14 protein-coding genes are annotated in these 14,131 nt (G+C 73.9%); 9 read left to right on the plus strand and 5 right to left on the minus strand.

What is annotated here, in order from left to right; translation table 11 throughout:
- Positions 1-2: 2 nt before the first annotated feature.
- Positions 3-1,454, plus strand: coding sequence for an oligosaccharide flippase family protein (locus MF672_RS13050; RefSeq protein ID WP_242373934.1), 1,452 nt, complete (start codon positions 3-5; stop codon positions 1,452-1,454).
- A complete protein-coding gene (locus tag MF672_RS13055) occupies positions 1,454-2,347 on the plus strand; it encodes a glycosyltransferase family 2 protein (protein WP_242373933.1) in 894 nt (297 codons plus the stop codon). The genes MF672_RS13050 and MF672_RS13055 overlap by 1 nt, the downstream gene beginning before the upstream one ends.
- Before the next feature lie 36 nt (positions 2,348-2,383).
- On the opposite strand, the gene MF672_RS13060 is transcribed toward MF672_RS13055, so the two are convergent.
- Positions 2,384-2,935 (minus strand): TOPRIM nucleotidyl transferase/hydrolase domain-containing protein, encoded by a 552-nt coding sequence (locus MF672_RS13060; protein ID WP_242373932.1) that lies wholly within the window; start codon positions 2,933-2,935, stop codon positions 2,384-2,386.
- Positions 2,936-2,966: 31 nt separating this feature from the next.
- Positions 2,967-4,250 (minus strand): acyltransferase family protein, encoded by a 1,284-nt coding sequence (locus MF672_RS13065; RefSeq protein ID WP_242373931.1) that lies wholly within the window; start codon positions 4,248-4,250, stop codon positions 2,967-2,969.
- A gap of 166 nt (positions 4,251-4,416) precedes the next feature.
- Here MF672_RS13065 and MF672_RS13070 point away from each other — a divergent pair, with 166 nt between their 5' ends.
- A complete protein-coding gene (locus MF672_RS13070) occupies positions 4,417-5,289 on the plus strand; it encodes a hypothetical protein (RefSeq protein ID WP_242373930.1) in 873 nt (290 codons plus the stop codon).
- Positions 5,290-5,304: 15 nt separating this feature from the next.
- On the opposite strand, the gene MF672_RS13075 is transcribed toward MF672_RS13070, so the two are convergent.
- Positions 5,305-6,105, minus strand: coding sequence for a 2OG-Fe(II) oxygenase (locus tag MF672_RS13075; protein ID WP_242373929.1), 801 nt, complete (start codon positions 6,103-6,105; stop codon positions 5,305-5,307).
- Between the two features lie 158 nt (positions 6,106-6,263).
- On the opposite strand from MF672_RS13075, the gene MF672_RS13080 reads away from it, so the two are divergent.
- Positions 6,264-6,980, plus strand: coding sequence for a hypothetical protein (locus MF672_RS13080; protein ID WP_242373928.1), 717 nt, complete (start codon positions 6,264-6,266; stop codon positions 6,978-6,980).
- The gene (locus MF672_RS13085; protein ID WP_242373927.1) at positions 6,977-8,380 is read left to right on the plus strand and encodes an O-antigen ligase family protein; all 1,404 of its coding nucleotides are present in this window, start codon (positions 6,977-6,979) and stop codon (positions 8,378-8,380) included. The genes MF672_RS13080 and MF672_RS13085 overlap by 4 nt, the downstream gene beginning before the upstream one ends.
- Here the strand turns inward: MF672_RS13085 and MF672_RS13090 are convergent.
- A complete protein-coding gene (locus MF672_RS13090) occupies positions 8,319-8,867 on the minus strand; it encodes a dTDP-4-dehydrorhamnose 3,5-epimerase family protein (protein ID WP_242373926.1) in 549 nt (182 codons plus the stop codon). The two genes, MF672_RS13085 and MF672_RS13090, sit on opposite strands and share 62 nt — an antisense overlap.
- A 70-nt stretch (positions 8,868-8,937) precedes the next feature.
- On the opposite strand from MF672_RS13090, the gene MF672_RS13095 reads away from it, so the two are divergent.
- The 4 genes from MF672_RS13095 to MF672_RS13110 are packed head-to-tail and all read left to right on the plus strand — an operon-like array spanning position 8,938 to position 13,206.
- Complete coding sequence (locus tag MF672_RS13095) at positions 8,938-9,801, plus strand: WecB/TagA/CpsF family glycosyltransferase (protein WP_242373925.1); 864 nt, start codon at positions 8,938-8,940, stop codon at positions 9,799-9,801.
- A gap of 2 nt (positions 9,802-9,803) precedes the next feature.
- On the plus strand, positions 9,804-10,937 hold the full coding sequence (locus tag MF672_RS13100) for a glycosyltransferase family 2 protein (RefSeq protein WP_247815232.1): 1,134 nt from the start codon (positions 9,804-9,806) through the stop codon (positions 10,935-10,937).
- On the plus strand, positions 10,829-11,878 hold the full coding sequence (locus tag MF672_RS13105; protein ID WP_247815233.1) for a glycosyltransferase: 1,050 nt from the start codon (positions 10,829-10,831) through the stop codon (positions 11,876-11,878). Before MF672_RS13100 ends, MF672_RS13105 begins: the two co-directional genes overlap by 109 nt.
- Positions 11,878-13,206 carry a hypothetical protein gene (locus MF672_RS13110; RefSeq protein ID WP_242378585.1) on the plus strand — a complete coding sequence of 443 codons (1,329 nt, stop codon included), beginning with the start codon at positions 11,878-11,880 and terminating at the stop codon, positions 13,204-13,206. Before MF672_RS13105 ends, MF672_RS13110 begins: the two co-directional genes overlap by 1 nt.
- Here MF672_RS13110 and MF672_RS13115 read toward each other — a convergent pair.
- Positions 13,185-14,117: a Gfo/Idh/MocA family protein gene (locus MF672_RS13115; protein WP_242378584.1), complete on the minus strand. Its 933-nt coding sequence runs from the start codon at positions 14,115-14,117 to the stop codon at positions 13,185-13,187. The two genes, MF672_RS13110 and MF672_RS13115, sit on opposite strands and share 22 nt — an antisense overlap.
- Positions 14,118-14,131 lie beyond the last annotated feature (14 nt).

The following is a 14,131-nucleotide window of genomic DNA, read 5'->3' on the forward strand; positions in this document are numbered from 1 at the left end:
CCATGGAAGAAGAGACACAGCGCGTCGACGAGGTGGGGGCCCGGGCGGGCCGCGGGCTGCGCTGGACCGTCCTCGGCAGCCTGGTCACCCGGGCCGGCTCCTTCGCGATGGGGCTGGTGCTGGCCCGGCTGCTGGCCGCCGACGACTTCGGCACGTACGCGGTGGCGCTCGCCGCGACGCAGCTCGTCATGCACGTCAAGGACATCGGCATCCAGGCGGCGATCATCCAGTGGCGCGGCCGGATCGAGGACATCGCGCCCACCGCCAGCGTGCTGAACTTCGCGGTCACCACGGCCGCGTACGGCGGGTTCTGGCTGTTCGCCCCGGTCTTCGCGCGGATGGCCGGCAACGAGGCGGCCACCGGCGTGGTGCGGCTGCTCACCGCGGTCGTGCTGGTCGAGGCGTTCACCGCCGTGCGCAGCGCGTCCCTGCTGGTCCGCTTCCAGCAGGACCGGCTCACGCTGGCCATCATGATCGGCTTCGTGGCGAACGCGGCGGTGGCCGTCACGCTGGCCTTCGCCGGGGCAGGGGCCTACGCCTTCGCGTGGGGGCAGGTCACGGCCTCGGTGGTCACCGGCGTGCTGATCTTCTTCTGGGGCCGGCTGCCGATCCGGGTCGGCTGGGACCGCGAGACGGCCGGCAAGCTGCTGCGCGTCGGCATCCCGTCGGCCGTCGGGTTCGGGCTGGAGGCCCTGCTCATGAACGCCGACTACGTCATCGTCGGCAACGTGCTCGGGGCCGGGCAGCTCGGCTACTACCTGCTGGCCTTCAACGTGTCGAGCTGGGTGCCGGGCATCATCGGCACCGCGCTCCGCTACGTGTCGCTGCCCAGCTTCTCCCGCCTGTCGGAGGACCCGGTGGCGCTGTCGGAGGGGGTACGGCGGGCCGTGCCGGTGATGGTGGCCTTCGTGCTGCCGCCCGCGCTGGTCATGGGCCTGCTCGCGCACCCGCTCATCGCGTTCCTGTACGGGGACCGGTGGGACTTCTCGGCCGGCGTGCTGCGCTGGCTGGCGGTGCTCATGGTGGTGCGGATGCTCATCTCCTTCCTGGCGGTGGACGTCCTGACCGGCCTCGGCGCCACCAGGACCACCGTCTGGCTCAACCTCGGCTGGGCCGTCGTCCTGCTGCCCGCCCTGCTGGCCGGGGCGCACCTCGGCGGCATCAGAGGCGCGGCCGTCGCCCACGCCCTGGTCGCCGTGCTGGTCGCGGTGCCCATGGCGCTGGTCATCCTGCACCGGGTGGGGGTGCGGCTCGCGCCCGTGCTGCCCGGCCTGGTGCGCCCGGCCGCCGGCGCGGTCGCGGCCGGGCTCGTGATGGCCCTGCTGGAGGGGGCCACCAGGACCGGGCCCGCCCTGGTGCAGCTCGTCGTCGCCGGTGGAGCCGGGCTGCTGGTCTTCGTCCTGATCGTGGTGCCGGGCGCCGCGCTGAAGAAACTCGTCACAAGGAGCGCTTGATGGCCGCATCCGAGTCGCTGGTCTCCGTGGGGGTGCCCGTCTACAACGGGGCCGGCCGCATCGAGGGGACGATCACGTCGGTCCTCGCCCAGGACCACGCCAACCTGGAGCTGGTGATCTGCGACAACGCCTCGACCGACGGCACCGAGGAGATCTGCCGCGACTGGGCCGCGACCGACCCCCGGGTGGTCTACCACCGGCAGCCGGAGAACATCGGGCAGATCCCCAACTTCACCGACGCCATCCGGCGGGCGCGCGGCGAGTTCTACCGGTGGGCGGGCGACGACAACTGGCTCGCCCCCACGTACGTCTCCCGCTGCCTGGAGGTGCTCGCCGCCGACGAGCGGCTGCTGCTGGTCACCACCCAGCAGGCCTACGCCTGCCCCGACGGCTCGACCAGGACCGCCGCCTACACCGGCACCGGCTACCTCTCCGGCGACCCGGTGGACCGCTTCGCCGAGAGCCTGCGCATGCTCAACGAGAACCCGCTCGCCATGGACCCGCTCTACTCCCTCATGCGCCGCGAGCGGGTCATGCGGGTCGAGCGCGGCCGGGTCATGCTGCGCGAGGACGAGATCTACGCCGCCCGCATGGCGCTCGCCGGGCCCTGGGGACACGTGCCCGAGATCCTGGCCGGGCGGGAGTGGGAGGCGCAGCCGCAGGGGGACATCGCCCGCAAGCTCGGCGTGCCCGCGTGGCAGGCCAGGTTCGCCACCCTGTTCCAGTGCAGGGAGCTGCTGCGCGCGCTCGGCGAGGTCCCGCTCACCCCGGCGCAGCGCCGGCGGGGGCGGGCGCTGGTGGCCCGGATGTACCTGCGGCGGCACGGGGTGACGGCGGCGCGCAGGGGCCGCAAGCTCATGTCGACGACGAGGCTGCTCGGCTCGCCGCGCTGACCCCGCCGCCGGGCCCTGGCCCTGGCCCCGATCAGGTCAGCTCAGGTGCTCCAGGAGCCGGTCCAGCGGGCGCGGCACGCGGCCGGGGTCGAGCGCCGCGACGAGCAGCGCGGAGTAGCGGATCTTCCGGCCGCTGCCCGAGCCCATGAACCGGCGCAGCTGGTCGTGCGGGTCCCGGCCGCGCCAGCCGGGCTGCTTCTGCAGGGTGCGGAACGAGCCCAGCTCGCCCTCGGCGTCGATGACCCGTTCGACGGCGGCCGGGCCGAGAGCGCGGATCAGCTCGTCCTCCAGGTCGGCGTCGCACACGAAGAAGCCGAGCCCTTCGAGGCTGTCAGGATCGGGAGCGAGGCCGGCGCGTTCGAGGCCGCGGCGGAAGTCGTCCTCCTCCCGGGCGTCGCACAGGCCCGCCAGCCGCAGGCCGCTGCCGGCGTACTTGCGGAGGTAGGCCCCGATGTTCGTGGCGCCGCCCATGGCCACGACGGTGACGCCTTCGGCCGCGAGGTCGCGGCCGCGGCGCGCGGCCAGCGCCTCGACCGCCGCCTTGTCGCTGACGCCCTCGACCAGGACCACGGTGCGCGTGTCGATCACCGGCCCAGCATCGCAGCCGGCCTGCGGACTTTCATCCGGTTTTAGGGCGGACGGCGGCCAGCCGCTCCCGCACGGCCACGCGCAGCGCGGCCGCGCTGCGATGGCGCTGGAACGGCAGCTCGCACACGGCCGCGAACCCCCGCGCGAACACCACCGAGGCCGGCACCGCCACCGCCAGCAGCACCAGGAGCCTCGCCACGCCCGGCCCCAGCAGCGGGGCCACCAGGAAGTGGTTGAGCGCGACCACGATCGGCGCGTGCACCAGGTACAGGCTGTAGGAGAACGAGCCGAGCGCGCGCACCGGCCGGGTGTCGAGCAGCCGCACCAGGGGACGCGGCCGGCCGCAGGCGACCGCGGCGAGCAGCAGCCCGGCGGCGGGCGCGAGCGCCAGGTCCACCCAGAAGAAGTTGGCCACCGTCCACACCGAGCCCCGCACGACGATCAGCACCAGCACCGGCACGGCCGCCCCGGCCGCCGCCCAGTGCAGGAACGCGCGCGGCCGGCCGCGCAGCACGCCCGCCGCCAGCACGCCGGCCGCGAACAACACCGCGAACTGCGGCGTCAGCCGCATCAGCGTCGCCACCGCCGGCACGGACGCGGCGAGCACGCCCACCGCCGCGACCACGACGGTGACGGCCCCCGCCATGGCCCACGCGCCGAGTCGGCGCACCAGGAGCAGCAGGAGCGGGAAGACGAAGTAGAGCTGCGCCTCGACGGCGATCGACCAGAGGGCCCCGTTGGGGCTGGGCGAGCCGAACACGTCCTGGAGCAGCAGGCCGTACACGACCACGGTCCGGCCGGTGGGCACCGGCTGGCCGGGCTGGGGCACCAGCAGCCAGGCCACCGCCAGGCTGAACGCCAGCGCCGCCCAGTACGGCGGCAGGATGCGCCAGGCGCGGCGGCGGGCGAACCTGCGCACCCCGCCGAGCCGCCAGCCGGCGCGGGCCGGGGAGACGGCCAGGGAGAAGCCCGACAGGGTGATGAAGACGACGACGGCGAAGTGCCCGTACAGCAGCCAGCCCGCCCAGCCGGGGCCGGTGTCGGCGGGGAAGCCGGGGAAGGACAGCAACCAGCAGTGGTGCAGGACGACGAAGAGGGCGGCGAGCCCCCGGATCCCGTCCAGCCCGCCCAGCCGCGCCCGCCCCGCCCCGCCGACCCCCGAAGGCGCCCCACCTACCTCGCCCGAAGCCGCCCCGCCGGTCTCGCCCGGAGGGCGGGAGGGCGCGGTGGTCGCCGGGTCGGGTGAGGAGCCGGTGCGGGAAGCGGGGGGAGGGTCGGCGGGGGAGCCTGCGGTTGCGCTCGTGACCGAGTCCATCCCCACCCCACCCCCGCCCCGGCCGCCCGCGGCAGCCGCCCTGGGTATATCGCGGCCTTTCCCGCCCGCGTAACAAGCAGAGCGAAAGCGGCGATGTCCTGATTGGAACGGTTTTTTTGGGGGGATGAACGACGCCCCGTTGCGCTGCATATCGGGCTGGGGATATATGGAATTCTGGAAGGCCATTCTGGGCCTTGCCCGTAACAAGTTCATCGGCGTCCCGGTGGCCGTCCTCGCCGCGGCCCTGGCCCTCGCGGGATATCTCGCCTTACCCGAGCGCTATGTGGCCAGCGCGTCCATGGTGCTGGTGACGCCGTCGGGCGGCGGCTCGATCGACCGGACGAAGCCGGTGGCGCAGACCAACCCGCTGCTGCAGTTCTCCGACGACCTCCGCACCACCGCCAGCATCCTGATCCTGGCCATGAACTCGCCCGACGTCTTCAAGTCCGTCGGCGTCACCGAGGACGGCTCCACCGACCTCACCATCGACGACGGGCGCAGCAACCCGACGCTGCTCGGCGTGGGCACCACCGGCCCCTTCATCTACGTCCAGGTCGAGAGCGGCACCCCCGCCGGGGCGACGAAGGTGCTGGCGGCCACCCAGGAACGGCTCCGCCAGGAGCTGGACGACCGGCAGAACGAGCTCAAGGCCCACCCCATCACGTTCGTCCAGCTCGACGACGTGGTACGGCTGGGGCCCGAGGCCGACGCGTCCACCAAGCTGCAGGGGGCCGTCGGGGGCGCGTTGTTCGGCCTGGTGGCGGGGTTCGGGGTGGCGTACGCGTTCGTCCGCGGCCGGCTGCGGCTGCCCGCCCGCCTCCGCCCCGCCCCCGAGGACCCGCCGGCGGAGACCCCGAAAACCACGGAGACCCCGGAGACCCCGCACGAGAACCACGAGAACGGCGTCCCGCAGAAGGTCGGCAGCCCCAACGGCAGGGCGCCGGACCGCGAAGCCGGCCCCGTCGAGGACGGGACCGGCTCCAAGGACGGCGACGCCGTGGACGTCGTCAGCGGCGCCGACGGCCGCGACCCCGACTGAGCGTCCCGGCAGGGGTCACTTGCGCGGCCCCATCAGGTCCGCCAGCGCCGGCGGCACCCACCGCTTGGCGACCTGGCGGAAGCTGCTCTTCCACTCCTCGCCCGGCCGCTGCTTGAACTTGGTGTCGTGCTCGTCGAGGACTTCCTCGGCCGGGCGCCCGTTGGTGTAGTAGTACAGCGCCATCGAGCGCCGCGCCCGGTCCTCGGGGCAGGTCAGCGGCTCGGGGTGGCCGTGGTTGGCGTCGTCGGTGGTGGCGAAGAGCACGAACCGGTTGAACACCGGCAGGATCTTGTGCTCGCAGCGGCTCATGTCCTTGTTCCAGAGCTGCAGGTGCCCGCCGTAGGACTCCTCCCAGTCCTTGTTGAGGTAGAGCAGGCCGTTGAGCCGGCGGTCCAGGTTGAGCCTGCGGTGGCGGTTGAAGTCGACGTGCACCTTCAGGTAGCCGCCGGGCTTGATCTGGTGCAGGCCGCCGCCGTCGTAGTGCGGGTCGGAGACCAGGTGCTCGATGCCGGTGAGCCGTTCGAGGAAGTCGATGAAGACCTGGCCGTTGAACTCCGCCAGCAGGTTCCTGGTCGCGGGGCCCATACGCTCGGTGTCGGCGAGGGCGAGCTTGATCTCGCGGGCGTTGTCGAACCGCTGCCACTCGGCGTCCCGCGGCTCCGGGAACTCGGCGAGCACCGGCTCCAGGACCTCGGGGGGCAGGAAGTCGTCGATGACGACGTGCCGGAACGGGCTCGCCTTGAGGAAGGACTCCCGCAGGCTGTCCGCCAGCGGGAGGAGATTGTCACGTTTGAAGGTGAATTCCGGAAAAGGCATTGCTGCTCCCCACCCTACGGAATTGGCGTGAATTCCCCGGGATGACATCGGGATATACCGTGATCTCGTTACGTGTTCACCGGTAACGCCGCATACGTCCGACGCCGATGACCGTATCGAGGGCTCGGGTCGTCCGGCTCGGGGGAGAGGGAGACGCCGTGGACTTCTGGGGGACGGTCCTGGTGGTGTTCCGGCGCTGGTACGTCACCGTGCCCGCGTTCCTGCTGGCACTGGGCGCGTCGTTCGCCGTCTACCGCACGGTCCCGACCGTCTACCAGTCGAACGCGGTGCTCGTGCTCACCATCCCGGTGACGGGCGGGAGCGTTCCAAGCAACCCCGACTACCCGAACCCCCGCACGAACCCGCTGCTGAACTACAACGGCTCGCTCAACGTCGCCGCCTCGATCCTGCTCCAGGCGCTCAGCGCGCCGGAGACCGCGGCCCGGCTGGGCGCGCCGCCGGGCGGGCAAACCACGTACGTCGTCCACAACGGCAGCCCCAACCCGGAGCTGCTGGCCAGCGGCCCGTTCGTGATCATCGCCGCGAAGTCGCCGTCCGCCGAGACGGCCCACACGCTGGTCACCCGGCTCGTCGAGCAGGCGCGGGCCGAGCTGGCCGCCCGCCAGAGCATGCTGGGAGCCCCGGTGAGCACGTACATCCAGCTCACCCCGATGGTGCCGCCGACCGCGCCGCAGGAGCAGCGCGGCGGCAAGAGCAGGACGGCGATGGCGGTGCTGGCGCTCGGCCTGTTCGCCGCCCTGACCGCCGGCTTCGCCGCGGAGAGCCTGGCCCCGGCGCTGCGGCGGTGGCGGACCGGGCCGCCCGCGCCCGAGCCCGCGCCCGAGCCCGGCGAGCCCCTGGTGCTGCGCCCGTGAAGGCGCTCGCCCTGACCAGGACCCCGCCCGGCGCCGACGTGGCCGCGCTGCCCCGCCCGCACCCCGCCGACGGCGCCACGCTGGGCGTCGTCTTCGTGGTCGTCCTCATGATCGTCCCGGCCCGGCTGGTGTTCCGCGGCCTGTCCTTCGCCATCACGCCCGCCGAGGCCGTGGGCCTGTTCGCGCTGATCTGGTGGTTCTGCGCGCAGCTCACGACCACGCTCGGCGCGGCCAAGGGCCGCACCCTGGTCCGCGGCGCCGTCTTCGGCTACGCCTGCTCGCTGCTCGCCACGTACGCCTACGCCGCCGCCGGCAACCTGCCGAGGGACGAGCTCGACCTGGCCGACCACTTTCTGATCACCGCGTTCGCGATGGTCGGCGTCGTGCTGGTCGTCGTGGACGGCGTGCGCGGCCGGGCCAGGCTCGACCTGGTGCTGAAGACCGTCGCGGTGATGGGCGCGGCGCTCGGCGTGATCGGGGCGGTGCAGTTCCTGCTGAAGTTCGACCCGACCAGGTACATGGTGCTGCCCGGCCTGCGCTTCACGCAGGAGGAGCTGTTCATCGTGGAGCGCAACGGGCTCAGCCGGGTGGCGGCGACCACCGGGCATCCCATCGAGTTCGCCGTGGTGTGCGCGATGATCCTGCCGATCGCGCTGCACTTCGCCTTCCAGGCCATGGAACGCCGGCAGCCGCACCTGCGCTGGTGGGCGTGCGCGGGCCTGATCGCGGCGGGCATGGTGTTCTCGGTGTCGCGCTCGGCCTTCGTCGGGATCGCGGGGGCGGCGGTGGTGCTGCTCGCCGGCTGGCCGCGCCGGCGGCGGCTGCTCGCGCTCGGCGCGATGGTGCTCTTCCTCGGCGCGGTGAAGGTGGTGGTGCCGGGGGTGCTCGGCGCCATCGTGGAGCTGTTCACCGGCCTGTCCAACGACTCCAGCCTGCGCTGGCGCACCATGGACTACACCGCCGCGGCCACCGAGATCTCCCGCCACCCGTGGCTCGGCCGCGGCCTCGGCACCTGGTACGCCCCGAAGTACCTGGTCTTCGACAACCAGTACATCCTGACCACGGTCGAGACCGGGATCATCGGCGTGCTGGCCTTCGCCGGGCTGTTCCTGGCCGGCATCTGGTCCGCCCTGCGGGCCCGCCGCCTGCTCGCCGACCCCGGCGACCGCGACCTCGGGCTGACGCTGGCGGCCTGCCTGGTGGTGCCGCTGATCGGCGCCGCCACCTTCGACCTGCGGGCCTACGCGGTGATCACCGGGCTGTCGTTCCTGCTGGTGGGGGCGGCGGGCGCGCTGATGCGCGAGGCCCGGCGCGGGCGGGCGGCCGCGGCGGGCCCGCTCACGCCAGCAGCCGCGCCTGCGCCTCCCGCCACGAGCCCGCCGACAGGTCACGGGCGCTGATCGCGGTGACCGGCAGCGGCCAGGCGAGGGCGAGGTCCGGGTCGTCGTAGCGGACGGAGACGTCCTCGGCCGGGTCGTGCTCGCGGTCGATGCGGTAGCAGACGTCGGCCTGCTCGGTGAGCGCCTGGAAGCCGTGCAGGAAGCCGGGCGGCACGTACAGGCAGGCGAAGGTCTCGTCGTCCAGCACCACGCTCATGCTCCCGCCGTACGTCGGCGAGCCGGGACGGGCGTCCACCAGCACGTCGTGGATCGCGCCGCGCGCGCACCTGACGAGCTTGGCCTCGCCGCGCCCCACCCGCCCGTGCAGGGCCCGGACCGTGCCGAGGCGCGAGCGCGACTGGCTGTCCTGGATGAAGGCGGCCGGGTCGAGCCCGTGCTCCTTCGCCACCGCCGCGTCGAAGGTGCGGGTGAAGAAGCCGCGGTCGTCGTGGTGCGGCGCCGGGACGAAGAGGAGGACGCCGTCGAGGGCGCCGCGCTCCGCTCTCATGGCCCTCATCCTCCTGGCTGGAGTGCACTTCCTGCCAGACCCACGCGTAACGGATTTCTCCGTCATGCCGATGATCCTGCGAAAGGTCGGGCTGGGCTGGGCCAGGCGAAGGAGCGAGGACATTCCGGCAGACCCCTTCACCGCGACCAGTCCTCCCGCGCGCGTCCGCGTGGGAGCCGTGCACGTCATGGCGCTCACCGAGACCGGGGTGGCCGACCACGTCTCCCGCGAGTGGGCCGCCGGCCGGGGCGGCGCGATCGTCACCGCCAACGTCGACATCGTCCGCGCCGCCACCCGCGACCCCGCGCTCGCCGCCCTCGTCGCCCGCTCGGAGCTGGTCGTCGCCGACGGCATGCCGGTCGTGTGGGCGGGCCGCCTGGCCGGCACCCCGATCCCGGAGCGGGTGACCGGGGCCTCGCTGGTGCACACCCTGTCGGAGCGCGCCGCGCGGGACGGCCGGTCCGTTTACCTCCTGGGCGGCGACGAGGGCGTCCCCGAGGCCGCCGCCGCCGTCCTTCTGGAACGTTGCCCGGGGCTGCGGATCGCGGGAACGCACGCCCCGCCGTACGGCTTCGACGCCGACCCGGCGACGCGGCGCGAGGCCGTGGAGCGGGCCCGCGCGGCCGCCCCCGGCCTGGTCCTCGTCGGCCTCGGCTTCCCCAAGCAGGAGCGGCTGATCCTGGAGCTGCGCGCGGCGCTGCCCGCCGCCTGGTTCCTGGGCTGCGGCGCGGGCATCCCGATGGCCGCCGGCCAGTTCCGCCGCGCCCCCGAGGTCCTGCAGCGCACCGGGGGCGAGTGGCTGCACCGGCTCGCGCTCGAACCCCGCCGCCTGGTCCGCCGCTACCTGCTGCACGACGCGCCGTTCGCCGTGCGCCTGCTGGCCGGCGCGCTCCGCGCCCGCCTGCTGGGCCGCGTCCGTCTCCTGGGAAGGTGAGCATGCTGGCGGTAGTGATCGTCACGTACTTCAGCGAGCGCGTCGTCGGCGACTGCCTGCGCTCGCTCCAGGCCGCCGGCGCGGGGGACGCCCGGGTGCTGGTGGTCGACAACGACTCGGCGGACGCCACGGTCGAGCGGGCGCGCGCCGCCCTGCCGGCCGTCGAGGTGGTGCGGACCGGCCGCAACGCGGGCTTCGCGGGCGGCGTGAACGCCGGGATCGCCGCCGCCCCCGGCTGCGACGTGCTCGTGCTGAACCCGGACATCCGCCTCGCCCCCGGCGCGATCACCGCGCTGCGGGAGGCGCTGGCCGTGCCGGGCACCGGCATCGCGGTGCCCCGGCTGACCGCCGAGGACGGCACGGTCCACCCGTCGCTGCGCAGGCGGCCCACCGTGCTGCGGGCGCTCGGCGAGGCGCTGCTCGGCGGGTACCGGGCCGGGCGGGTCCCGGCGCTCGGGGAACTGGTCGTGGATCCCGCCGCGTACGAGCGGCCGGGCACCGCCGACTGGGCGACCGGCGCCGCCTGGCTGGTCTCCCGCGCCTGCCTGGACGCGCTCGGGCCGCTGGACGAGCGGTACTTCCTGTACTCGGAGGAGACCGAGTACATGCTGCGCGCCGGCGACCACGGCCTCGCCGTCCGCTACGAGCCGCGGGCCGTGGCCGTGCACCTCGGCGGCGAGCAGGCCACGTCGAGCACGCTGTGGGCGCTCGCCACCGCCAACCGGGTGCGGCTGCACCGCGAGCGGCACGGCCGGGCCCGCGCGCTCGCCATGCGCGGCGCGGTCACGCTCAACGAGGCGGTCCGCGCGCTCGCCCGCCGCGGCGGGCCGGCGCCCGGCACCGGGCGGCCCTCCGCGCGCTGGTCCGGCTGCCCGCCTGGCCCGCGCCGCCGGGCGGGCCCGAGCCCCCGGGGTACGTCTGCTTCGCCGCCCAGGACTGGTGGTACCACAACCGGGCGCACTCCGACTTCCAGCTCATGCGCTCGATCGCCGCGCACCGCAGGGTGCTCGTCGTCAACAGCATCGGCATGCGCATGCCCGCGCCCGGCACCACCACCCACGTCGCCCGGCGCATCCTGCGCAAGCTGCGCAGCGTGGCCAAGTTCCTGCGGCAGCCGTACCCGGGCTTCCACGTGATGTCGCCGCTGCCGCTGCCGTTCTACGGCTCGCCGGTCCTCCGCCGGGTGAACGCCGTGCTGGTGCGGGCCCAGGTGCGGGCGGTGTGCCTGGCGCTCGGGCTGCGCCGGCCGGTGATGGTGGTCACCATCCCCACGGCGTGGGACGTGGTCCGGCCGATGCCCCGGCGCGCGCTGCTCTACAACCGCTCCGACCGGCACTCGGCCTTCCCCGAGGCGGACGCGGCCGTGATCGGCGCCCTGGAGGACGAGCTGCTGGCCCGCAGCGACCTGGTCCTCTACGCGAGCCGTACGCTGATGGCCGACGAGCGGGAGCGCACCGGCGAGCGCGCCCGCTTCCTCGACCACGGCGTGGACCTCGACCACTTCACCAGGGCCGCCGAGCCGCCCCCCGAGCTGGCCGCCGTCCCCGCGCCCCGCGTCGGCTTCTTCGGCGCGCTGGACGAGTTCGTGGTGGACGTCGGCCTGCTCGAACGCCTGGCCGCCGAGCTGCCGCAGGCGTCGCTGGTGCTCATCGGCGACGCCACCGCGCCGATGGACCGGCTGACCGCCCACCCCAACGTGCACTGGCTCGGCTTCCTGCCCTACGAGCGCGTCCCGGCCTGCGCCTCCGGCTTCGACGTGGCGATCATGCCGTGGCAGGACAACGACTGGATCAGGCACGCCAACCCGATCAAGCTCAAGGAGTACCTGGCCCTCGGCCTGCCGGTGGTCAGCACGGACTTTCCCGAGCTGGCGCACTACCGGGACCGGGTGCGGATCGCGGACACGCCGGACCGGTTCGTCGCGGCGGTCAAGGAGGCCCTGGCCGAGGGCGGCCCGCGCCCGGCCGCCGAGCTGCGGGCGTCGGTGCTGGGGATGTCGTGGGCGTCGCGGGCCCGGCGGCTCATGGAGCTGGCGGAGGGCGGTCGCCTCACGGGGCCGGCGGAGGGCGGCCGCTGATGCGGGGCGGCCGGCTGCTCCTCGCCGCGGCGGTGATCGTCGTCGCCGTGGCCGTCGTCTGGGCGGTCGTGGGCAGCTCGCAGGGCCGGTCGGAGGCTCCCCGGCCGTCGGCCTCCCGTTCGCGGGAGGCCGGCGCGCTGCCGCGCGTGCCGTGGGAGGGCGGCCCCGCCTACTACGACCGCTTCGCGAGCACCAAGGCCGCCGGCTGGACCGACCCGGCCTTCTTCCCCGTCGGCGTCTGGTACGAGTCCGTCATCACCCAGGACGACGTGAACAAGGACCGCGAGGCCGGGATCAACACCTACGTCGAGCTGACCGAGACCAGCGACCTGGCGCTGATCAGGAACAACGGCATGTTCGCGATCCCGAGCAAGCCGCTGCCCGGCTACGGCCAGGAGACCGTGGCCTGGCTGATCACCGACGAGGCCGACATGTGGGCCGGCCCCGGCGACGACGGCTGGACCGGCAACTTCCCCGGCCAGGGCCCCCTCTGCATCCCGGACGACCCGCACAAGGAACGCTGCGGCTACACGGTGATGAAGACGCTGAAGGACAAGCTGCCCAAGGACGGCCGGCCGCACTACGCCAACTATGGCAAAGGCGTCATGATCTACCAGAACGACCGTCAGGCCGGCCGGTTCGTCAACGACTACACCGACCTCGTCTCCCTCGACGTCTACTGGTACACCAGCTACTACGCCTGCGTGGACGCCCAGAACTCGCTGCGCATGACCGAGGAGCAGTGCCGCCGCTCGGCCAACTACGGCCTGCTCATCGACCGCCAGCGCAAGCTCGACGCCCAGGACGGCAAGCTCCAGCCCGTCTACGCCTTCGTCGAGGTCGGCCGGCCCGCCGCCGAGGACCGGCGGCAGATCGAGCCGGCCGAGGTCAAGGGCGCGGTGATGAGCTCGCTCATCCACGGCGCGCGGGGCGTCATCTACTTCAACCACAGCTTCGGCGGCCCCTGCCAGAGCCAGCACGTGCTGCGCGACGGCTGCGGCGTCAAGACCCGGCCCGTGGTGATCGAGGTGAACGCCCAGATCAAACGGCTCGCCCCGGTGCTCAACACCCAGTCGCTCGAGTACGACTTCGGCCCCGGCGTCGACACCATGCTGAAGGAGCACCAGGGCGCCTACTACCTGTTCGCCATGCCGTCGGCCACGGGCACGCCGGGGGCGCACACGTTCGCGCTGCCCCGCGGCCTGTCGCCCGGCCAGGTCGAGGTGCTGTTCGAGAACCGCCGGCTGCCCGTGGACGCCGGAGGCCGCTTCACCGACACCTTCACGAGCGAGAGCTCCTACCACGTCTACCGGATCACGGCCTCCTGAGCGGCCTGCTGAGCGGTCTCCTGGGCGGCCTGCTGAACCGCCGCCTCGGCGCGCGCGATGAGCCGCTGGAGGTGCAGCCCGCGCCGCACGTCGATCGAGTGCGGCCGGCCGCTCCTGACCGCCGCCGCGAACTCGGCCCGCAGCGCGGCCCTGGTGGGCGCGGAGTCCGGCGGGACGGCGGCGAAGTCGAGCGTCAGCTCGCCGTCCGGGCCGTAGAGCTCGAAGACCGTGCGCTTGCCCAGCCCGGGGACGTGCCCGCAGAGCGAGAGCTGGCTGACCGCGCCGCCCTCGTGGCGGCAGGTGAGCGCGAGGAAGCCGTCGCGGTCGCCGGCCGCGTCGAGGCCGGTGATCGGCCCGAGCGCCGCGTCGATGAGGTCGAGCGTGTGGGGGGCGTTGTTGTAGAGCACGCCGAGCCGCATCCGCCACGGGCTGTCCAGGAACGGCCCGGCCACGAACTCGCCGTTGACCACGCACGCCCGCGCGCCCAGCACGCGCATGCCGCGCGCCCGGTCGAGGAAGGCGCGCACCGCGGGCCGGTAGCGGTTGGTCATGACGAGCTGCGTGACGACCCCCGCGGCGGCCACCGCCGCCGCCAGCTCCTCGGCGGCGGCGAGGTCGAGCGCGATCGGCTTGTCGAGCAGCAGCGCCCGCCCAGCCCGCGCGGCGGCCGTCGCCAGCCCGGCCTGCACGTCGGGGGGCAGCGCGAACGCCACCGCCTCGCTGCGCTCGACCAGCTCGGCGTAGTCGGCGTAGAACGGCACGCCGAACCGCGCCGCCAGCTCCTCGCCCGCCGCCGCCCGCCGCGCCCACACCCCGGCCAGCCTGGTCTCCGGCCCCTGGGCGAGCACCGGGGCGTGGAAGTTCGCCGCCCACGGCCCCGCGCCGGCGAGGCCCACCTCGACAGGTCTCATCGCCCGCAATTCTG

It is taken from the genome of Actinomadura luzonensis, assembly GCF_022664455.2.
Classification (GTDB): domain Bacteria; phylum Actinomycetota; class Actinomycetes; order Streptosporangiales; family Streptosporangiaceae; genus Nonomuraea; species Nonomuraea luzonensis.

Coding starts and splice junctions, on each gene's coding strand:
- MF672_RS13050 (WP_242373934.1), top strand. CDS start 3: ATGGAAGAAGAGACACAGCGCGTCGACGAGGTGGGGGCCCGGGCGGGC.
- MF672_RS13055 (WP_242373933.1), top strand. CDS start 1,454: ATGGCCGCATCCGAGTCGCTGGTCTCCGTGGGGGTGCCCGTCTACAAC.
- MF672_RS13065 (WP_242373931.1), bottom strand. CDS start 4,250: ATGGACTCGGTCACGAGCGCAACCGCAGGCTCCCCCGCCGACCCTCCC.
- MF672_RS13070 (WP_242373930.1), top strand. CDS start 4,417: ATGGAATTCTGGAAGGCCATTCTGGGCCTTGCCCGTAACAAGTTCATC.
- MF672_RS13075 (WP_242373929.1), bottom strand. CDS start 6,105: ATGCCTTTTCCGGAATTCACCTTCAAACGTGACAATCTCCTCCCGCTG.
- MF672_RS13090 (WP_242373926.1), bottom strand. CDS start 8,867: ATGAGAGCGGAGCGCGGCGCCCTCGACGGCGTCCTCCTCTTCGTCCCG.
- MF672_RS13095 (WP_242373925.1), top strand. CDS start 8,938: ATGATCCTGCGAAAGGTCGGGCTGGGCTGGGCCAGGCGAAGGAGCGAG.
- MF672_RS13100 (WP_247815232.1), top strand. CDS start 9,804: ATGCTGGCGGTAGTGATCGTCACGTACTTCAGCGAGCGCGTCGTCGGC.
- MF672_RS13105 (WP_247815233.1), top strand. CDS start 10,829: ATGCGCATGCCCGCGCCCGGCACCACCACCCACGTCGCCCGGCGCATC.
- MF672_RS13110 (WP_242378585.1), top strand. CDS start 11,878: ATGCGGGGCGGCCGGCTGCTCCTCGCCGCGGCGGTGATCGTCGTCGCC.
- MF672_RS13115 (WP_242378584.1), bottom strand. CDS start 14,117: ATGAGACCTGTCGAGGTGGGCCTCGCCGGCGCGGGGCCGTGGGCGGCG.